Source organism: Pseudomaricurvus alkylphenolicus (assembly GCF_011683955.1).
GTDB classification, from domain to species: domain Bacteria; phylum Pseudomonadota; class Gammaproteobacteria; order Pseudomonadales; family Cellvibrionaceae; genus Pseudomaricurvus; species Pseudomaricurvus alkylphenolicus.
In genome coordinates, this window is sequence record NZ_JAAQPI010000007.1 from 1 (window position 1) to 18,960 (window position 18,960).

21 protein-coding genes are annotated in these 18,960 nt (G+C 52.0%); 7 read left to right on the forward strand and 14 right to left on the reverse strand.

What is annotated here, in order from left to right; all coding sequences use genetic code 11:
• A partial coding sequence (locus tag HBA55_RS17845; RefSeq protein WP_166994228.1) for a hypothetical protein occupies window positions 1-200 on the forward strand: 200 nt, incomplete at its 5' end.
• Between the two features lie 278 nt (window positions 201-478).
• Here HBA55_RS17845 and HBA55_RS17850 read toward each other — a convergent pair.
• The 7 genes from HBA55_RS17850 to HBA55_RS38215 form a co-directional block, all read right to left on the reverse strand.
• Entirely contained in the window at window positions 479-991 is a 513-nt protein-coding gene (locus HBA55_RS17850; protein WP_166994232.1) for a hypothetical protein, read from the reverse strand.
• 3 nt (window positions 992-994) lie between these two features.
• Window positions 995-1,669, reverse strand: coding sequence for a hypothetical protein (locus HBA55_RS17855; protein ID WP_166994235.1), 675 nt, complete (start codon window positions 1,667-1,669; stop codon window positions 995-997).
• Window positions 1,670-2,681: 1,012 nt separating this feature from the next.
• Window positions 2,682-3,017: a hypothetical protein gene (locus HBA55_RS17860; RefSeq protein ID WP_166994238.1), complete on the reverse strand. Its 336-nt coding sequence runs from the start codon at window positions 3,015-3,017 to the stop codon at window positions 2,682-2,684.
• A 106-nt stretch (window positions 3,018-3,123) separates the two neighbouring features.
• Window positions 3,124-3,636 carry a hypothetical protein gene (locus HBA55_RS17865; RefSeq protein ID WP_166994240.1) on the reverse strand — a complete coding sequence of 171 codons (513 nt, stop codon included), beginning with the start codon at window positions 3,634-3,636 and terminating at the stop codon, window positions 3,124-3,126.
• Window positions 3,633-3,881 carry a hypothetical protein gene (locus HBA55_RS17870; protein WP_166994242.1) on the reverse strand — a complete coding sequence of 83 codons (249 nt, stop codon included), beginning with the start codon at window positions 3,879-3,881 and terminating at the stop codon, window positions 3,633-3,635. Before HBA55_RS17870 ends, HBA55_RS17865 begins: the two co-directional genes overlap by 4 nt.
• Before the next feature lie 132 nt (window positions 3,882-4,013).
• A complete protein-coding gene (locus HBA55_RS17875) occupies window positions 4,014-4,364 on the reverse strand; it encodes a hypothetical protein (RefSeq protein WP_166994244.1) in 351 nt (116 codons plus the stop codon).
• Window positions 4,365-4,474: 110 nt separating this feature from the next.
• Window positions 4,475-4,939 (reverse strand): DUF6559 family protein, encoded by a 465-nt coding sequence (locus tag HBA55_RS38215; protein WP_420821506.1) that lies wholly within the window; start codon window positions 4,937-4,939, stop codon window positions 4,475-4,477.
• 315 nt (window positions 4,940-5,254) lie between these two features.
• On the opposite strand from HBA55_RS38215, the gene HBA55_RS17880 reads away from it, so the two are divergent.
• Both HBA55_RS17880 and HBA55_RS17885 read left to right on the forward strand, forming a co-directional pair.
• On the forward strand, window positions 5,255-6,241 hold the full coding sequence (locus HBA55_RS17880; RefSeq protein ID WP_166994246.1) for an integron integrase: 987 nt from the start codon (window positions 5,255-5,257) through the stop codon (window positions 6,239-6,241).
• Window positions 6,242-6,507: 266 nt separating this feature from the next.
• Window positions 6,508-6,819, forward strand: a complete 312-nt coding sequence (locus tag HBA55_RS17885) for a hypothetical protein (RefSeq protein ID WP_166994248.1) — start codon at window positions 6,508-6,510, stop codon at window positions 6,817-6,819.
• Between the two features lie 135 nt (window positions 6,820-6,954).
• Here HBA55_RS17885 and nirD read toward each other — a convergent pair whose 3' ends face one another.
• From nirD to cobA, 3 genes are read right to left on the reverse strand one after another with little or no spacing between them, the layout of a single operon-like run.
• Window positions 6,955-7,284 (reverse strand): nitrite reductase small subunit NirD, encoded by a 330-nt coding sequence (gene nirD, locus HBA55_RS17890; RefSeq protein ID WP_166994250.1) that lies wholly within the window; start codon window positions 7,282-7,284, stop codon window positions 6,955-6,957.
• Window positions 7,285-7,318: 34 nt separating this feature from the next.
• A complete protein-coding gene (nirB, locus tag HBA55_RS17895; protein ID WP_166994252.1) occupies window positions 7,319-9,853 on the reverse strand; it encodes a nitrite reductase large subunit NirB in 2,535 nt (844 codons plus the stop codon).
• Between the two features lie 16 nt (window positions 9,854-9,869).
• On the reverse strand, window positions 9,870-10,721 hold the full coding sequence (gene cobA / locus HBA55_RS17900) for a uroporphyrinogen-III C-methyltransferase (RefSeq protein WP_166994254.1): 852 nt from the start codon (window positions 10,719-10,721) through the stop codon (window positions 9,870-9,872).
• Window positions 10,722-11,201: 480 nt separating this feature from the next.
• Here cobA and HBA55_RS17905 point away from each other — a divergent pair, with 480 nt between their 5' ends.
• From HBA55_RS17905 to moaB, 4 genes are all read left to right on the forward strand, one after another.
• The gene (locus HBA55_RS17905) at window positions 11,202-13,919 is read left to right on the forward strand and encodes a molybdopterin-dependent oxidoreductase (protein WP_166994256.1); all 2,718 of its coding nucleotides are present in this window, start codon (window positions 11,202-11,204) and stop codon (window positions 13,917-13,919) included.
• A gap of 189 nt (window positions 13,920-14,108) precedes the next feature.
• Window positions 14,109-15,104, forward strand: a complete 996-nt coding sequence (gene moaA, locus HBA55_RS17910) for a GTP 3',8-cyclase MoaA (protein ID WP_166994258.1) — start codon at window positions 14,109-14,111, stop codon at window positions 15,102-15,104.
• 21 nt (window positions 15,105-15,125) lie between these two features.
• Entirely contained in the window at window positions 15,126-15,671 is a 546-nt protein-coding gene (gene mobB, locus HBA55_RS17915; protein ID WP_166994260.1) for a molybdopterin-guanine dinucleotide biosynthesis protein B, read from the forward strand.
• 32 nt (window positions 15,672-15,703) lie between these two features.
• A complete protein-coding gene (moaB, locus tag HBA55_RS17920) occupies window positions 15,704-16,225 on the forward strand; it encodes a molybdenum cofactor biosynthesis protein B (protein ID WP_166994262.1) in 522 nt (173 codons plus the stop codon).
• A 256-nt stretch (window positions 16,226-16,481) separates the two neighbouring features.
• On the opposite strand, the gene HBA55_RS17925 is transcribed toward moaB, so the two are convergent.
• The 4 genes from HBA55_RS17925 to HBA55_RS17940 form a co-directional block, all read right to left on the reverse strand.
• The gene (locus HBA55_RS17925; RefSeq protein WP_166994264.1) at window positions 16,482-17,429 is read right to left on the reverse strand and encodes an MBL fold metallo-hydrolase; all 948 of its coding nucleotides are present in this window, start codon (window positions 17,427-17,429) and stop codon (window positions 16,482-16,484) included.
• A gap of 133 nt (window positions 17,430-17,562) precedes the next feature.
• Window positions 17,563-17,922 (reverse strand): hypothetical protein, encoded by a 360-nt coding sequence (locus tag HBA55_RS17930; RefSeq protein WP_166994266.1) that lies wholly within the window; start codon window positions 17,920-17,922, stop codon window positions 17,563-17,565.
• Window positions 17,923-17,924: 2 nt separating this feature from the next.
• On the reverse strand, window positions 17,925-18,731 hold the full coding sequence (locus HBA55_RS17935; RefSeq protein WP_166994270.1) for an enoyl-CoA hydratase/isomerase family protein: 807 nt from the start codon (window positions 18,729-18,731) through the stop codon (window positions 17,925-17,927).
• A gap of 14 nt (window positions 18,732-18,745) precedes the next feature.
• Window positions 18,746-18,922, reverse strand: a complete 177-nt coding sequence (locus HBA55_RS17940; protein WP_166994273.1) for a hypothetical protein — start codon at window positions 18,920-18,922, stop codon at window positions 18,746-18,748.
• Window positions 18,923-18,960: the final 38 nt, after the last annotated feature.

An 18,960-nucleotide genomic window follows, 5' to 3' on the forward strand; every position in this document is an offset into this window, starting at 1 on the left:
TAACGCCCGTAGCAGGGGCGGCCTTGGAGCTGGCTGCTTTGCGCAATAATGGCGAAGCCATGCGCAAAGGAGACAGCGGAAAGGACGTCCAGCGCGCAACGCGCGCGTGCCTGCCTACGATTGTTATGCACAGCACTGCCCTTCACTACAAAGCCCTACTCTCGCGGTTGGCACTGATGAATGCGGACCGCTTTGATTAATGTTCAATGACAGGTGATGCGTGCCCTGGAGAGCGGACGGAAGGAGGTGGTTTTGACGACGGACCTTCCGCTGGTACCACGTTGTCACATTGCTGTTGAGTGTACCCTATTTTGGGGCTGGTACGAACCCAGAAAGCCGAGAACGGCGGGATTTTGTTAGTGATTACCAACTAGAGCTGCGGCAGTGCATAACGTCGTGTTAATGGGTTTGGGTAAGATGGCACCTTTTTGGGAACAAAAAAGGTGCCATCTTACCCAAACCCCAATTCAACACCTTGTTAGGCTACATACTTGGATAATAACTCACCTATATCAAGCGAGCTTTTTAATGTTGGTATTGCCTGGCATAGTGTTCCCCAAGCTAGCTCGATAATTGATTTTCTAGGAACTTCTCCATCTTTATCAATCTTTCCAAGTTCTTCCAAAATTCCAGACAACAGCTCTTCTAGTTCTGGATTGTTATGTGAATTTACTAGATTTGATACATCTTCTAATTCACGGCTATATATGTTTAAAACTGAGTTGTTATTGCTTACAACCTCACTCGACAGGTCAGATTTGCTTGTTGCTGAAGGAGAATTGTTGTTATAGATATGAATGTTTGATGGCTGGGATAGCAAGAGTTGAACGCTTTTTTCTAAGTTAGATATTCTAGTTTTTAGCTCTGAAACTACTGAATCGTCAGTACCAGAAAAATTGTTAATAGAGCTGCCTGCCTTTTGAACATACTTACTCTCTATATCTTTATGCGCACTAATTAGATAATTAGTTACCGCGCTATTTTCTGTCATCACTTACCCCTTTTGCAAGGCTTGAATAGCCCTAAGGACGTCAGCGTTATTAGTTCCAGCTTCATTGATGATATAAGCAAGAAGAACCGTTTTTCTCTTGATGTCATCAACACTACTCAGAACGTCCAGTAGATTACTCGCTTGTTGTGTTTTTTGTTTAAACTTTCGAGTAAGTAGAAATCTTACGTTCGCTTTTTCCGTAGCTATTGAAGCTGATATATCTCGAAATTCATCATCATTCATTTTCACGCCTTCAGAAACATTAAAATATGGAATTCTTTTATCCATTAGCATGTTATAAAGGACAAATGCGCGCTTTAACTCATTTGAAAAGAACGGATTAGATATTATTCCCCATAGCTCAGAGTAAAATTCCTCAGAAGATAAATTTCTATCAATAAGTGATGCCAGCATTTCATCAGAAATCTTCCCATAAGAAGCTTTTAGTTCTTCTTTATCCTTATCCGAAATTGATGCGACCTTTAAATCTACGGTATCGTTAGATGAAATCGACTCGAAGTTTATGCACGTATATTCTAGAAGATCAGCCACGTTTGAATCTGTTTCAGACTCTATAATAGACAGAATTGCTTGGCAGATATCAAATCTTGTTCCTTTTCCTGAAGACAAAGCAATGAATATGGCCTTGTGAGCATCCGATTTGAAACTATCGTTCATCAATATTTCTCCTAATTTTGACTAATTATTTTGTGCGCAGCTCGATCGCCTAACGCCCGTAGCAGGGGCGGCCTTGGAGCTGGCTGCTTTGCGCAATAATGGCGAAGCCATGCGCAAAGGAGACAGCGGAAAGGACGTCCAGCGCGCAACGCGCGCGTGCCTGCCTACGATTGTTATGCACAGCACTGCCCTTCACTACAAAGCCCTACTCTCGCGGTTGGCACTGATGAATGCGGACCGCTTTGATTAATGTTCAATGACAGGTGATGCGTGCCCTGGAGAGCGGACGGAAGGAGGTGGTTTTGACGACGGACCTTCCGCTGGTACCACGTTGTCACATTGCTGTTGAGTGTACCCTATTTTGGGGCTGGTACGAACCCAGAAAGCCGAGAACGGCGGGATTTTGTTAGTGATTACCAACTAGAGCTGCGGCAGTGCATAACGCCGGGCACAGCGGCGCCCTTGGAGGAGCGAAGCTTCGGAGAGGGCGTCCAGCGCACGTAGTGCGCGGTGCTGGTGCCCATGGTTATGCCAGAACTGCATTGTAAACCACTATCATCAAAAAGTAGCATGCTCCGTAAGCTGACAAGCTGCTCAAAAATGCTGTTGGAAAAGTTACAATGAGCACTCTCCTTAAGATTGCAGACATTAAAACTGTTGATATAAATATGCTTGCTATTACCGAGGTAGTTGCCCCTAAGTAACTCTTGATTAGCAACGCGGTATGGCCCACTACCTGACACCCAATATGCGCCAATCCCAAAAAGCTTCCCCGAATCAGAATGTACTCTTTTACTCCCAGATAACCCAATATCACGATATAAGCCGGAATCGTCATAAATGCCATTACAACCAGTCCAATGAAAAGAAAGAAAACTAACTCTAATTCCATTTTTTAACCGCGATGTTCGTTGCATAACGCCGCTATAAACGGACCGCGCTTTTCGCGGGTCCGGTGGAAGGCGCGCTTTTTGCGCCTGGAACGAATTTAATAGCCTTGTTAGCGTATGGATTACTTAACTTGCACATAGCTGCCGCCATCTCCATTCTCTACCAGTAACACATAATAGGGAAAAGATCTTTTACAACCAAAAACCATCCACCCCTCTTTGCTCCATACGTGGCCTTTCATACCAGTTAGCGGTTCCTCTTTGATAATCTTTTTATCAAGACGGAGTATTGAAGCGCAACCTTGATGACTCATTGAAATTTTAATAGCTTGCAGGGCGGAATCTTGTAGTTTCTCACTGACATTAGTATCCCCGCCCTGAGAGAAGCCATTTGCTAATACCTCTTCTGAGAAAAGGATAAGCAAAAGGATATTTATCCATACAATCAATTTTTCCATAAATCGATACTCAAGAACGCTAACGCCGCCAGCACAGGCCGGAGCAAGCGTAGCTTGCGGAGGTCCAGCCAGCCTGCTGGCGATTGTGCCTGGCTTTGTTATGGCCTTACTCCTCCACTCTGCAAAGATACTCTTTATAATCTTCGGCCATAGTAGAATAAAAGCAATTGCCTACAAATTGTAGTGAGCCACGAAAATCCTCGATATGCTCACTGTCTATCGATATAGTGACAGAATCTTCCGTCTTCGAGATTACCTCGTATTCATTATTCAACTGTGGAGATGAATCAGTTTCATTGAGATTTATAACCGCAAACCTGTTCTTTCTGAATTCAAACCCAATTTCACCAAGATGTTCTTCCAAGAACCTGATCTTTGCAGGAGAGAGTTTGCTTCTATCCAGTTCTTTGAACGTCATCTCTCTATTAGGCTTCCAAATTCCTTCTAGTCTTGGATCATAGGTTTTCACATCCGAGCCACAGCCAACTAAAATTAGAGCGGCAAGTAAGATTCCCGGAAATCTCATAGTGCCATAACGCCGCCAGCAGGGGCCGAAAAACCAGAGCGAAGCGGCGGTTTTTTGGTCCCTCTGGCTGGCCTTGTTAGGAGCGACGCTCATGCAGAATGCTCCGGTGGTGGATTGCTTGTAATGCTAACGCAGTCTTTATCGTCAATTGTTTCGATTATGGCCCAGGACGGCTCACCTGAGTGTGGGTAAGAAAAATAATCCGTTACGACGCCATTTATTACGAACTCACCAATGTGTTTTATATCCGAGGCTTTTACCGAATCTGGATCTTGGATATCTTCGCCATATTCGAGGCGGAGATAGTCGGCGACCCATTCCTCATCTGTTTCTTCCATGATGACTCCTAACGCCCGTAGCAGGGGCGGCCTTGGAGCTGGCTGCTTTGCGCGATAATGGCGAAGCCATGCGCAAAGGAGACAGCGGAAAGGACGTCCAGCGCGCAACGCGCGCGTGCCTGCCTACGATTGTTATGTGCTTCTCCGATTATTAATAACACCTGCGGTTCCTATTCCAAAAATCAGCAACCCAGTATTTAGACCATGAATTGCGATATACCATACTAGTACATTTTCATTGACTTCCGGTATTGGGTAGCTAAGCCACACAGAACGAATTTCTCCAGAGTATCGATGCACCAAATTCGCACCAAACACTAAACAAGCGCCAACTAATGATATGTATGCCCATAGATCTCTTTGAATTTTTATACATAAAGACGAGATCAGAAGAAACATTAATGGAAATGTAACGAAACCAACCTTTCTTATAAGGTCCGCCAAAAACCAAAGAGCTGAGCCTGAGTATACTTGCTCTTCCATATCTACGTTATCTCTCTGAAGTAACGCCGATGCTCAATGGCACATAACGCCTCAATAACCGGCGCAGCTTTGCTGCGTCCGGCGCCGTAGGCGCGTAGTTAATTGACTTGTTAGCAGCTTTTGTCCAAGTTTTTGCACTTTTTAATGTACCTGCATAGCCGATCATAATCTTTGTTGTATTGTTTCTCAGTCCAATCATATGCGCCTGGATGATAACTTGATTTAAACATTGAGAAATTAAGAAGTTTACACATGCAGATATCATCAGGATCAACCTCGTATATACGCCCTATTACTCTTCGAATATAGATCCGATCAGGATGAGGTTGATACTTGGAAGATGCTTCTAAGTACGAACTTTCACTCCCATACAATGCATAAGCTATTGGCGCATATCTTGTTTTGAAATTATATCGCCTAATGCTGTGATCAATCTGATTAGTAGTATAGGTTTTCTTAACACCATGATCTCTTGCCAAATAGAAAGGCAGGTATCGAACATATTTCAAATACTGAAAGCGATAGAACAGATTTCTGATTAATACTCTAATGTTCAATTTCGTGCCTGCTAACATTATATTCAACGTAACCAAGACGCGATTCTTCGCGTCAGCGTGACGTGTATCTGACAACTTCCAAAATAAATCAATCTCAAAACTCCCTTTCAAATCACAGAGCTAAGCCCTTCCTGGCTCAGTGACGCGTTTAACTACGTCTTGGGGACATGTATCCAGATCCACTACCGAATTCACCCGATCATCTCCCTCTAATCTCATACCTTTGGCCCAAATTCCTTAAAAAGGCGCCGAATCCAACTGAATTTTACGGCTACATTGTTGACCACATTCAACACCATCTCAATACTGGACAAATCAACAGGCAGGGACCGCATGAAATCTCCGTTCATCAGCAAAATCCGCGAGTGTATCCGTGGCAAGAACTACAGTATTCGAACTGAACGCACCTATGTCTATTGGGTCCTGGCTTACATCCGCTATCACAACAAAGCACACCCCAAGGACATGAATGAGACCCACATACGCGCATTCCTTGAGCACTTGGCCATATATGGAAACGTGTCACCCAACACTCAGAAAACGGCTCTGAATGCGCTGGTGTTTATGTACCGCCATGTGCTGCAACGGGAATTGGGTGATTTCAGCGATTTTTATAGGGCAAACGGTCCAAAGAAATTGCCCACCGTCCTGACCATTGAGGAAGTCACCGAACTATTCAAACACCTGCGTCATTACGCGTTTCTGTGTGCCGCACTGATGTACGGCTCCGGGCTGCGTGTGATGGAAACCGTCAGACTCCGGTGGCAGGACATCGACTTTGACAAGTTGTCTGTTCAGGTCAGGGAGGGTAAGGGCCGAAAGTCCCGAATTACGACGCTTGCTGAAGAACTGATCCAGCCTCTGAGGCTACACATGGAACATGTGAAAACCCAATACTACATTGATAAATCCGATCCTAGCTGGGACGGTGTATTTCTGCCTAACGCCCTGGAGCGTAAATATCCTGCTGCGCCCTTTGAACTGGGCTGGCAGTATCTCTTCCCCGCTCAAAACATCAGCACAGACCCGCGCTCTGGAAAGCGACGGCGGCATCACATTGGGGAGCAGGCTATTCAGAGGGCCGTCAAATCAGCTGTGCGTAAGGCAGGCATTCACAAACCGGCGAGTTGTCACGCGCTTCGGCACACTTTCGCGACCCATTTGCTGGAACGAGGGGCTGACCTCAGAACAATTCAGGAGCAGCTGGGGCATACCGACGTCAGGACCACCGAGATCTATACCCACGTGATCAATCGAGGCGGCAGAGCAGTAATTAGCCCATTCAGCAATATAGCAAAGGCAACCAGCAAGCCGTGGTAGTACAAATTTCCTCCAAACCTGGCATTCTTGCAACAATAACCCCCTATAATACAATCAGGACACCGCAGCACATTTTCTGCACAAACGTATGGATCTAAACGCAAACCTGAGGTAAAACTATATACACACCGCAACAAGGAGCCTCACACCCCACCCAGACACCAAAAGGCAGATGTCATAGCCCTGAAACAAATTTGATTGAAAGTGGTAAAGCGCCCTGCGCGCGACCCAGCAGTACAAAAAATAGACAGGAGGTTGGTAAACTGATGAAGACGACCTACGATGAAGAACTGCCTTGGGAGCTTGAAGAAGCTGAATTTCTACTCTACGACCTGGACGATAAGACTAAGCAGTTTTACCAGGCGCTGGCTGCCACCTCCAGCCACGAATATGAGCATATTTACCACGCAGTGGAGCGCTGGCTGGACCTGAGAGCCGCGTTGGAGCTGTGTTCTGACCAGATCCGCAATATTGAAGAAGAGGAGCTAAAGGCTCGATTGCCCGCCGATTGGGAGTATTGGGTAGAGATGGTCCTGCACCCGGAATGTCTGGACGTTAAGAATCGGACGATTCATTGATGCCGTAGCGATCCATAGCTGCTCCGCTCCCGGCTCCCCGCCTCCCGCGGAGTACCTTACATCCTGTACATAAAAAAACGGGGCGCTTGTGGCGCCCCCAGTGCAGAGAACAACTTAGTAAAGTGCTCGAGAAGGTCAAGCGGCCTGCAGTTGAACCTCACCACCTTCCAGGCGGATGGGGTAAGTCTTCAACGTATGCTCGGGTTCCTCCAGACATTCGCCGGTCTTGAGGTTAAAGTGTTGCTTGTACAGCGGTGACGCGACCACCACGTCTTCACCAATTGACCCCATAATGCCGCGGCTCAGCACATTGGCCTCACCGATGGGGTCGAAGTTGGATACGGCGTATACCTCTTTGTTTTTGCCGCAGAAGAAGATGGCTACCTGCTCACCCTCGTGCAGGGCGCAGATGCCGGTGCTTGGGGTCAGGTCGTTTTCGCTGCAAACGGTAATCCAGTTGCTCATGGGTTATCTCCTAGAATTCTGTCTTGCGTAATCTTTAGTCCACCAGCTCCACGGACTGGATGCGCTCTTCTTTGGTGGCCGGGCGGCGCTGTTCGCGCTCCACTACGTAAGCGAGGTTGCTGTCGGTGTCGTCGCTGTTGATAAAGTGCTGGAAGCGCTTGAGCTTCTCCGAGCTTTCAACCGTGGTCTTCCACTCACACTGGTAGTTACCGATGTTGGCGGCCATTTCGGCCTCCAGCTCCGCGCCCAGACCCAGCTTGTCATCGATAATGACTTCCTTCAGGTAATCCAGGCCGCCTTCGAGGTTTTCCAGCCAGACGGAGGTACGCTGCAAACGGTCAGCGGTGCGGATGTAGAACATCAGGAAGCGGTCGACGTATTTGATCAGGGTGTCGTCGTCCAGATCCGTGGCGAACAGGTCGGCGTGACGAGGGCGCATACCGCCGTTACCACACACGTACAGGTTCCAGCCGTTTTCGGTGGCGATGACACCCACATCCTTACACTGAGCTTCGGCGCACTCACGGGTACAACCGGATACCGCGAACTTGAGTTTGTGAGGTGAGCGCAGGCCCTTATAGCGGTCTTCGATATTGATGGCAAAGCCGACACTGTCGTTGACGCCGTAGCGGCACCAGGTGCTGCCCACACAGGACTTGACGGTACGAACCGACTTTCCATAGGCGTGACCGGTTTCAAATCCGGCATCCACCAATTTCTTCCAGATAATCGGCAGTTCGTGCAGCTGGGCACCGAACAGGTCAATACGCTGGCCGCCGGTGACCTTGGTGTAGAGGTTAAATTCTTTCGCCACTTCACCCAAAACGATCAGTTTGTCCGGAGTGATCTCGCCGCCGGCCACGCGAGGTACGATGGAGTAGGTACCGTCTTTCTGCATGTTTCCGAGGAAGATGTCGTTGGTGTCCTGCAGGCCCATGTGCTCTTCTTCCAGCACATAGTCGTTCCAGTAAGAGGCCAGGATGGAACCCACGGCAGGCTTACAAACATCACAGCCCAGACCTTTGCCGTGGCTGTCCAGCAGCTCGTCAAAGGTTTTGATTTTCTTGACGCGGATGATGTCGGCCAGCTCTTTACGGGAATAGGCAAAGTGCTCACAGATATCGTTCTTCACTTCGTAGCCCAGGTTGGCCAGTTCGGCGTCCAGAACCTGCTTGGTCAGCGCGGCACAACCACCACAACCGGTAGAGGCCTTGGTTTCACCCTTGATGGCCGCCATGTCGGTGCAGCCATTAGCCACCGCCGCCATAATGTCGCCCTTGGTGACGTCGTAACAGGAACAGATCTGTGCAGTTTCCGGCAGAGCGTCCACACCCAGCCCCATGGCTTCTTCGCCACCGGTGTTGGGCAGGATCAGACCGGCGGGGTTTTCCGGCAGGTCCATATCGTTGAGCATCATCTGCAGCAGGTTGCCGTAGGCGTCTACATCGCCAACCAGTACGGCACCCAGTACTTTCTTGCCGTCTTCGGAAACGATCAGGCGCTTGTAGACTTGCTCGATTTCATCGTTGTAAGTGTAAGACTGCGCACCGGGAGTGTTGCCGTGGGCGTCGCCGATGGAGGCTACATCCACACCCAGCAACTTCAGCTTGGTGCTCATGTCGGCGCCCAGGAATTTCTCTTCTCCACCAGTGATATGAGAAACCGCCACCTTGGCCATGGTGTAGCCGGGTGCAACCAGACCAAAGATACGACCGCCCCACAGGGCACATTCGCCGATGGCGTAAACATTGTCGACGTTGGTCTGGCAGAAGTCGTTAACCACAATGCCGCCACGTTCGCCGATTTCCAGATCGAACTGACGGGCCAGTTCGTCCTGTGGACGAATACCCGCCGAGAACAGGATCATGTCGGTTTCCAGGTGACTGCCGTCTGCGAAGTTCATGCGGTAGCGGCAGGTTTCACCGGCGACGATTTCAGTAGTCGCTTTTTCCGTGTGTACATTGACACCCAGGTCTTCAATCTTGCGACGCAGCAAGTTACCGCCGCCTTCGTCCAGCTGTACGGCCATCAAACGAGGCGCGAATTCAACCACGTGAGTTTCGAGACCGGCAGCCTTAAGTGCATTGGCTGCTTCCAGGCCCAGCAGACCACCACCCACAACCACACCCACTTTGCTCTGGGAGGCAGAGGCGTTGATGGCTTCGAGATCTTCGATGGTGCGATAAACCAGGCAGTGCTCCTGATCGTTGCCAGGGATCGGCGGAACGAACGGGAAAGAACCGGTGGCCAGCACCAGTTTGTCGTAACTTTCTTTGCGACCGCTGGCTGTGACGACGTAGTTATCACTGGTGTTGAGTTCGGTAACCTTGTCGTTCAGGACAAAGTTAACGCCATTGTCGTTGTAGTAACCTTCGTCGGTCAACGCCAGGTCGGCGGCGGTGGCGCCGGTGAAGTAGCTGCTCAACTGAACACGATCATAAGCCAGCCGGGGCTCTTCGGAAAAGGTGATAATTTCAAATTCGTCGGCTTTGGTGTCTTGCAGCAAGTTATCAATAAACTTGTGGCCGACCATTCCGTTACCAACAACAACAACACGTTGCTTACTCATGACAATTCCTCAAATATCAGGCTGACAATTTTTGAATAGATTTTTTAAATTCGGTTTGTGCGGCGGCGGCTTCGCTGAACCAGTCGAGCTGGTCGGCCAGGTTAACCACATCACCCACAACAATCAGGGCCGGAGACTGAACTTGTTCACGCTCTACCAGCTCGGCCAATTCGCTCAGATCACCGCGAATCACTCGCTGCTGTGGGCAGCAACCGTTTTCGATCAGGGCGGCAGGCGTTTCCATCGGCAGGCCTGCGGCGATCAGGTTGCTGCTGATCATCCCGGCTTTGCTCAGGCCCATGTAAAACACCAGAGTGTGCTTTAACTGAGCCAGTGCGTACCAATCCACGCCCAGCTCTTTCTCGGCATGTGCCGTGACGAAGGTGCAACCCTGAGACACACCGCGGTGAGTCAGTGGAATACCGGCATAACTGGTGCAACCGGCGGCGGCGGTAATGCCCGGCACCAACTCTACGATGATGTTGTTCTGCTTCAGGCGCAGCATCTCTTCACCACCGCGACCAAATACAAAAGAGTCGCCGCCTTTAATACGGCAAACGTTCAGACCCTGCTCGGCTTTCTCTACCAGCAGCTCATTGAGTTGGTCCTGAGGAATGGAGTGGTTATCCTTGATTTTGCCCACATAGAATGCGGGAGTAGATGCCGGGAACAGGTCGCGGATCTCCTGGCTGACCAGATTGTCATAAAGAATCAGGTCGGCCTGCTCAATAGCGCGCAGGGCTTTAAGAGTCAGCAGATCGGGGTCGCCCGGTCCGGCACCCACCAACCACACTTTGCCAGGCTTGATGCCGACCTTAGTGTCGGGGGTTTTCAGTTTGACGACTTCTGTCTTGGCTGTAGAGGGCATTGCGTGAGTCCCAGCTTCGATAAACGATGCCAGGGATAGAGCAAAGACAGTGCCAGGGTGTTATCAGAGCAAATATTTATTTTTAAATTCCTTAGAAAACAAAAGGTTACAATCCGAGCACTCCATTCGACCAGTCTCATTATTACGCCACCAAGCGCACTGAGGCACCCCAGGACAACCAACTTCCGCACCATGAATGAGCACTGCGCCCCAGTTCAGTCCACCTTCCGAGCACTAAAACACAATTCGCACTCTTTTTGATTGACTAAGCAACATTATTATTTTGCACCAAAATATTGCACCAGTTAGGGCAGGGCCCAATAAGTTAACTGTGCTGAGTATATGCATATAAGTGAGCAGCCCGAGGGCGACCGGTCGCGCTTAGAGCGCGCTGCTACGGGAGCCATTCGAGATGCAATTTCATTGTTGGCCCAATAGTTGCTGTGCCCAGATCAGTTTAGAATTTTCGGAGTTCAGATTGTGTCAGCAACTTCAGACAACACTTCAGGAAAGTCATCCGGCTGGATCAAGAGTACCTGCGCCTATTGCGGTGTTGGCTGCGGCATCGAAGCCCGCCCCAAAACCAACGGCCAGCTGGAGATTCGCGGTGATCACGAGCATCCGGCCAACTTCGGGCGCTTGTGCTCTAAAGGTCTGGCTTTGGGTGAAACGGTTATTCCCGACGGTCGCCTGCTGCATCCCAAAATAGGCGGTGTACGTACCGACTGGAATACCGCCCTCGACCACGTGGCCAAGAGTTTTGAAGACGTTATTAAAGAACACGGCCCCGAAGCAGTGGCCTTTTACGTCTCGGGTCAGCTACTGACCGAAGACTATTATGTCGCCAACAAGTTAATGAAAGGCTTTATCGGCTCGGGGAACATCGACACCAATTCACGTCTTTGCATGTCCTCCACGGTAGCCGGGCACAAGCGCGCCTTTGGCAGCGATACGGTACCCGGTTGCTACAGCGACCTGGAACAGGCCGATATGGTGGTGATAACCGGCTCCAATATGGCTTGGTGCCACCCGGTACTGTTTCAGCGCCTGAAGGCTGCCAAACAGCAGCGCCCTGAGTTGAAGATTGTTGTTATCGACCCGCGAGCAACCGATACCTGTGCCATTGCGGACCTGCATCTGCCGGTCAAGCCCGGCACGGATGTAGCCCTGTTTAACGGATTGCTCAGCCACTTGGCAACCAGCCAAAAGGTGGATGAGAGCTACGTGCGCCAACACACAGAGGGCTTTAACCAGGCCTTGATGTGCGCCATGGAAGACGGCAGTGATCCCGCGACACTGGCCAGAACGCTGGAAGTTGAACAACAGGATCTCAAGACCTTCTTCGATTGGTACGCCCGCACCGACAAGGTGGTCACTCTCTTTTCCCAGGGTGTTAATCAATCCACCAGTGGCGCGGATAAAGTCAACAGCATCATTAACTGCCACCTGGCCACCGGCCGTATCGGCAAGCCCGGCAGCGGTCCGTTTTCGCTCACTGGCCAACCCAATGCCATGGGCGGTCGCGAGGTGGGTGGCCTCGCCAATACCTTAGCCGCTCATATGGAATTGGATAACGAGCACCACCATGGCCTTGTCAGCGAATTCTGGAAGACCGACTCACTGACGACCAAATCGGGCTTAAAAGCGATCGATCTGTTTGATGCCATTGAGGATGGTCGCATCAAAGCGGTTTGGATTATGGCCACCAATCCGGTGGTCAGCCTGCCGGATGCCGACAAGATTCAGCGTGCGCTCCGCAATTGCCCCTTAGTGGTGGTGTCAGACTGCATTGCCGACACTGACACCACCCGCTGTGCCGACGTGCTCCTGCCTGCACAGGGATGGAGCGAAAAATCCGGCACTGTCACCAATTCTGAGCGTCGCATCAGCCGCCAGCGCCGCCTCTTGCCCACTCCTGGTGAGGGCAAACCCGATTGGTGGATCATGAGTGAAGTGGCCAAGCGCATGGGCTTCGGCCACGCTTTTGACTATCTGCACGAGGGCGATGTATTTAACGAATACGTACGCATGACCGGCTTGGATAACTCGATGGTCGCGGGCAAGACCCAACGGGATTTGGACCTGACGGGGCTCGCCGACATGAGCCATCGCGATTACGCCGGTATGGCACCGCAACAATGGCCGCTGGTACAAATGGATCGGAAGATTGAACATAAGCGGCTCTTCGCAGACGGTCGCTTTTTCACACCCTCCGGTAAAGCCCAATTTGTAGCCGTGCGTCATAGGCAGCCGGCGTCGCGACTGAGCAGTGACTACCCGTTGAGCCTCAACAGTGGCCGTATCCGCGATCAGTGGCATACCATGACCCGCACCGGACTGTCCGCACGTCTTGGAGCCCACTTGCCGGAGCCCTATGTTTCTGTGCATCCTGCCGATGCCGAGGTATTTGGTTTAACCCATGGCAAGGTGGCGGCGCTGTCCAACGAGTGGGGTTATGCCCGTATTCGCGTGGATGTTTCTGAGCGGGTTAATCCAGGCCAGCTTTTTATGCCCATCCACTGGACTGGCGTTATGGCCAGCGCCGGTCGAGTTTGCACACTGGTCAGCCCGGATACCGACGCCATCTCCGGCCAACCCGAGTTTAAGTTCACCCCGGTGGCCATCGGCCCCTGGGAATACCAGAGCGAAGCCCTGTTACTGTCTCCTGGCGTGATCGATACCAGCGACCTGGATTACTGGGTACGTCAAAAAGTGGCCGGTGGCTACCTCTACCGGATCGCCAGCTCTGAAACGCCTAAACAGTTGGAAGCCCGCCTCAAACCCCACTGCCTGGGATTGACGGCCAGCCAAGGCAAACAGCTCGATTTCGCCAGCCCCAGCAAGGGTCAGTTCCGCTTTGCGGTGATCGACGGCATTGAGCTCAAGGGCTGTTATCTGGTGGCCCCCAATCTACAGGAACAAGACCTCGACTGGGTTCAGAACCTGCTGCATGAGCCCGTTAACGAGATGGTGCAGCGCTCCATCCTAACCGGTATCGCCGAAGGCAAACTGGCCCGGGGTAAAACCGTGTGCGCCTGCAAACAAGTAGGCCGCAACACCATTGAACAGGCCATTCGCGAAGGTGACCTGGAATCCGTCAGCCAAATCAGTGAGTGTACCGGGGCTGGCACCGGCTGCGGCAGCTGCGTACCGGAATTGCAGGAAATTCTGGACGAATCTCTCGCCTATAGTCTCTAAACCATAAGTACCTCTTCTGGGGCAGTTGGAATACCCCCTCCTGCCCCGGCCTGCCTCCTGTTTGGCCAATGTCCTCGCCCCGTAAACCGGGTTATGCTGGCATTCAATTTATCCACAAACACAGAAATCATGAGTACCAATTTGGAACCGTGGTACACTTGAGCCTCTATTTGCGGCAGAATAGCTACTATGACTTCGACCAGACTTACTGATGCCTTTGGCCGCCAGATCACCTACCTCCGCCTTTCCGTCACGGATCGCTGCGATTATCGCTGCGTCTACTGCATGGCGGAGGACATGGTATTCCTGCCCCGAGCCCAGGTACTGAGCCTCGAAGAAAGCATCGAAATCTGCCAGGCCTTCGCCGAACTTGGGGTGACCAAGATCCGCATCACCGGTGGCGAACCCCTGGTTCGCAATGGCATCCAGACTCTGTTTAGCGAAGTCGGCGCCGTCGACAGCCTAAGAGAACTTACCCTCACCACCAATGGCTCTCGGCTCAGCCGCTTTGCTCCAGAGCTGGCCGCCGCAGGGGTTAAGCGCATCAACGTCAGCCTGGACACCCTCGACAGCGCCCAATTCACCGAACTGACCCGTTTCGGCAAGATGGAAGACGTGCTCCAGGGCATCGAAGACGCCAAGGCCGCCGGCATAGAACGCATCAAGCTCAATGCCGTGATTCTGCGCAACCGCAACCTCGACCAGGTGCTGCCGCTGGTCAACTACGCGCTCGACCACCAGCTGGACATCAGCTTTATCGAAGAAATGCCCCTGGGTGAGGTCACCCACCACGGCCGCGAAGACGAATTCTGCTCCAGCGCCGAATTGCGCGAGTTGATTGCCACACAGCACAGCCTCACCCCCAGTGACTACCAGACCGGCGGCCCCTCCCGCTACTGGCAAGTGGCCGGATCAGACTCCCAGATTGGCTTTATCTCCCCCCACAGCGACAATTTCTGCTCCAGCTGCAACCGCGTGCGGGTCACTGCCGAAGGCAAGCTGCTGCTGTGCCTGGGCAACGAAAATTCTGTAGATCTTAAAGCCGTGATCCGCCGCCACCCCGGAGATCGCGAAAGGCTTAAGCAGACCATTGTCGACGCCATGAGCAACAAGCCCGAAAAACATTACTTCTACGAAGACGATGCCCCCCAGATCGTACGCTTTATGAACACCACTGGCGGTTAACCGCCAACGGAATCTACCTCCATGAGCATAGACATCTCCCCCCACCGGGCCGTATTCGGCATCACCGGTTGGAAGAACAGCGGCAAGACTACCCTTGTCAGCGAACTGGTTACCTGGTTCACCGAGCAGGGGCTCAAGGTCTCCACCATCAAACATGCCCACTGCAATTTCGACATCGACAAACCCGGCACCGACAGTTACAAGCACCGCGAGGCAGGCGCCCAACAAGTGCTGCTCGCCTCCAGCAGCCGCTGGGCCCTGATGAACGAGCTGAGGCAAGACCGAGAGCCCGAACTGCAAGACCTACTGCCGCAGTTAGCGCCCACTGACTTAGTGCTGGTGGAAGGCTTTAAAATGGGCGATCAGCCCAAAATCCAAGTAGTACGCCCCGCCAACAACACCGAACGACTGAGCCAAGAAGCCCAACCGATCGTTGCGGTCGCCAGTGACGAAACCATCGACCCGGCTGACTATGGCTGCGACGGCCCACTGCTGCCGCTCAACGACATCGCCGCCATCGGCCGCTTTATCGCCGACTACTGTGGCCTGACGCTGCCGAATAGCTAGTACCCAATATCCAGACATTAAGAGACCAAACCATGGGACACGCCAACCCCAACCCAGAATTTATCTCCCTCAACCTGGCGGTGCTGACCGTCTCCGACACCCGCACTGAAGACACCGACACCTCCGGCCAACTGTTGCGGTGCGCGCTGGTAGAAGCGGGCCACAAAGACTACGACCACTGCATCGTCAAAGACGACATCTACCAGATTCGCGCCGTCACCTCCCGCTGGATTGCGGACCCCGAGATTAGCGCCATTGTCATCACCGGTGGCACCGGCTTCTCCGGCCGCGACAGCACCCCGGAGGCCATGCTGCCCCTGTTCGACAAAGTCATCGATGGATTTGGAGAACTTTTCCGCCAGGTCTCCCACGAACAAATTGGCAGCTCCACCATCCAGTCTCGCTGCATTGGAGGGCTGGCCAACGGCACCGTCATCTTCTGCCTGCCGGGCTCCAACAACGCCTGCAAGACCGGTTGGGAACAGATTATTCAGCCGCAGTTGGATAACCGAACCCGGCCTTGTAACTTTGTAGAATTGATTACACGAAAGTAAATCTCACCCAGCGACTCTCAGTGCCGACGTGACGGAATTCAAGGGGTCAGATCCTTGATTCTGAGGCACAGATATTGATGAACTACGGTGTAAAAGGCGGTCAGGGTGTTGTTTTCGGAGCATTAAAGAGGGCGCCGAAAACAACACCCTGACTGCCGCTTGAGGCACCCAACCGGAAGCCTTACTTCGCCCTGGGCCGCCTCAATAGTGAGGGATAAAATCAAGGAGTCCGGTCCCTTGATCTGTGGCACCCAACCTAAGACCGGCCAGCCAACCAAACCTCCAACCCCTGCGCATTCAACCCCATATCAAACGCAATATGCTCCCGCGCAGTCGCCTCCTCACACCCATGCGCCAACGCCCGAGCCAGCGTAAACTCCGTCAGCCGCTCCTGAATCAACGCCCCCCGCTCAAACCCCGCCTCAGGCATCTGCGCTAAAACCTCATCACAGATCGCCACATAACCATCAATCTGCTCATAAAGCTCCAATGCCAAAGCGGCGGGCTCCTCCACCATCCCATAGTGCGTTAGAAACATGCGCTCGGTACCAAACTCCAACATTCGCTGAATGGAAGCCTTCAGCGCCTCAGGATTAAACTGCACCGGCGTTGAGGACGGGAAAATAAAAGGCCGCCCCGCCACCAACAACTCACGGTAAGCAATCCCGAACGTATCCCCCGTAAAAAAGCCATTACTCACGGACTCATGCACACAAAAATGATGATTGGCGTGGCCCGGAGTATCCAAAAACGTCAGCGTCGAAGCGCCCAGCGTTAAAGTGGAACCATCCTCAGCGATATGCATCCGATCCTCCGACACCGGGATCAAATCCCCGTACATCTGCTGATAGGCCTCCTCGCCATAGACTGCCGTCGCCCCCGCCTGCAATTTAGCCGGCTGCGCCATATGCCGAGCCCCACGGGGATGAATCACCAAAGTTGCCCCCTCAATCTCCTGCATCAACAACCCCACACCACCGGCGTGATCCAAATGCACATGAGTTGCGATCACATAATCCACCTGATCACGGCCGTAGCTATTATCCGCCAGCCAGGCCAGAATACGAGGCACCGAGTTGCGTGTGCCGGTCTCGATAATCGCAATACGTCCATCGCGCTCCAGCGCGTAGCACGCCGCCAGGCCCTCACGAATCATACCGCTGTCGATCAGAGTAATGCCGTCCATCAAGGGTAAATTGCTCATTGGTACCGCTCCTACACAATTTTCTGTCCGGCAGCTACGATACACCCGGGCTCAAGATGCAACAATAGTCACGTGATGTGCTGCCGTTCGAAATCACCCCCCTCTTGAAACTCACTGAATTTCTTCTGCAACATCAGAATAACCATTTCGACCACAGGAGAAGCAATATTCCATAGGGCTGCCGGTCAAACAATGAGAGTTCATAATAGTCTTCAAGCAGATCCCAAAAGCAAACAACATTCTTCACTGGCTCGGTCATTGGGTCCATGCAAACGATGGTCATGTCTCCCCGCGCTGCCAGTTCTCGATAGTCACCCAATCGTGCCGTTTCCAGAAACACGACCTTGCGTTGTACCAACTCGATCTGCCGCAAGTGCTCCTCTACCGAGTCCCGGTAGTTTGTCCAGCAGGGCGTGGCCTCGCCTTTGAGCGATGTCCACAAGTGCAGCAGACTCAAGTTGTCGTTTTCCAAAATGCAAAAGTTGTATTTCACGGTTATCGCCCCACATACTTGGGTTGACGTTTTTCGGCAAAAGCTCTGGGGCCTTCCAGCGCATCCTGTGTGCGAAACACCGCTGCGCCCTCCTCGTCTTCCAGAGCAAAAGCCTCTTCCAAAGTCATGCCGCTGGTAGCAAGGGCTGTGCGTTTGATGGCCTGCATAGACAGTGGGGCGTTTCGCTTAAGTTGATCCACTAGACGTTCGACTTCATCGTAAAGATCCTGCGGTTCTACCACCGTATTGATCAGCCCCATCTCCAGGGCGCGCTCGGCGTTAATGGTCTCGCCGGTCAAGAGGAATTTCATGGCGTGGCACCATGGTAATTGTCTGGGTAAGCGAGAAGTTGAACCCCCGGCGGCAATCACGCCCACCTTCACTTCTGAAAGTGCGAAAGTTGCATTAGAAGCGGCGATACGAATGTCCGTTGCCAGCATCATTTCGATACCACCTGCCATGGCTGCTCCATTAATCGCAGCAATCACGGGTTTTGAAAAGGTGCGATTTCGCTGAAACACATGGTAGGGCCAATCGGGGGTATCCATATACCGGTGATCAAATTCGTTCTCGGGCTGACGAGCCCCCGTGAGTAAGGGAATGGTGAGTTTAAGATCGCCACCCGAGGAAAAGGCTTTGTCACCTGCACCGGTCAACACCACCAGCTTGACACTGTCATCTCTCTCCGCCATTTCCCACATATCCATGATGGCGCACATCATTTCCGGGCAGAAGCTGTTGAAAGCCTCGGGACGATTAAAGGTGACCCAGAGTGCGCCATCACGGTTTTCGACCAGTAGTACCGACATCGTTGTCTCCTCTTTTACAATGTGTAACGCCGGGCGATCTGCCCATTCAGCGCATTCAAACGTTTGCCCATGAAGAGCATCGCTGCAGAATCACGAACAAAGCGCTGAATGTCGTCTGGGGAGACACGGATATCCGCAACACCGGGTGTCGTACCTACACCGTCCAAACCGAACGTTCGGGAATCAGACATTCGAGTACCCCTCTCGATTCATCGAATTTGATTCTGAG

Bases quoted from the DNA above. Each gene is read 5' to 3' on its own strand.
- HBA55_RS17850 (WP_166994232.1), bottom strand. From the start codon at position 991: ATGACAGAAAATAGCGCGGTAACTAATTATCTAATTAGTGCGCATAAA.
- HBA55_RS17855 (WP_166994235.1), bottom strand. From the start codon at position 1,669: ATGAACGATAGTTTCAAATCGGATGCTCACAAGGCCATATTCATTGCT.
- HBA55_RS17860 (WP_166994238.1), bottom strand. From the start codon at position 3,017: ATGGAAAAATTGATTGTATGGATAAATATCCTTTTGCTTATCCTTTTC.
- HBA55_RS17865 (WP_166994240.1), bottom strand. From the start codon at position 3,636: ATGAGCGTCGCTCCTAACAAGGCCAGCCAGAGGGACCAAAAAACCGCC.
- HBA55_RS17870 (WP_166994242.1), bottom strand. From the start codon at position 3,881: ATGGAAGAAACAGATGAGGAATGGGTCGCCGACTATCTCCGCCTCGAA.
- HBA55_RS17875 (WP_166994244.1), bottom strand. From the start codon at position 4,364: ATGGAAGAGCAAGTATACTCAGGCTCAGCTCTTTGGTTTTTGGCGGAC.
- HBA55_RS38215 (WP_420821506.1), bottom strand. From the start codon at position 4,939: ATGTTAGCAGGCACGAAATTGAACATTAGAGTATTAATCAGAAATCTG.
- HBA55_RS17880 (WP_166994246.1), top strand. From the start codon at position 5,255: ATGAAATCTCCGTTCATCAGCAAAATCCGCGAGTGTATCCGTGGCAAG.
- HBA55_RS17885 (WP_166994248.1), top strand. From the start codon at position 6,508: ATGAAGACGACCTACGATGAAGAACTGCCTTGGGAGCTTGAAGAAGCT.
- nirD (WP_166994250.1), bottom strand. From the start codon at position 7,284: ATGAGCAACTGGATTACCGTTTGCAGCGAAAACGACCTGACCCCAAGC.
- nirB (WP_166994252.1), bottom strand. From the start codon at position 9,853: ATGAGTAAGCAACGTGTTGTTGTTGTTGGTAACGGAATGGTCGGCCAC.
- cobA (WP_166994254.1), bottom strand. From the start codon at position 10,721: ATGCCCTCTACAGCCAAGACAGAAGTCGTCAAACTGAAAACCCCCGAC.
- moaA (WP_166994258.1), top strand. From the start codon at position 14,109: ATGACTTCGACCAGACTTACTGATGCCTTTGGCCGCCAGATCACCTAC.
- mobB (WP_166994260.1), top strand. From the start codon at position 15,126: ATGAGCATAGACATCTCCCCCCACCGGGCCGTATTCGGCATCACCGGT.
- moaB (WP_166994262.1), top strand. From the start codon at position 15,704: ATGGGACACGCCAACCCCAACCCAGAATTTATCTCCCTCAACCTGGCG.
- HBA55_RS17925 (WP_166994264.1), bottom strand. From the start codon at position 17,429: ATGAGCAATTTACCCTTGATGGACGGCATTACTCTGATCGACAGCGGT.
- HBA55_RS17935 (WP_166994270.1), bottom strand. From the start codon at position 18,731: ATGTCGGTACTACTGGTCGAAAACCGTGATGGCGCACTCTGGGTCACC.
- HBA55_RS17940 (WP_166994273.1), bottom strand. From the start codon at position 18,922: ATGTCTGATTCCCGAACGTTCGGTTTGGACGGTGTAGGTACGACACCC.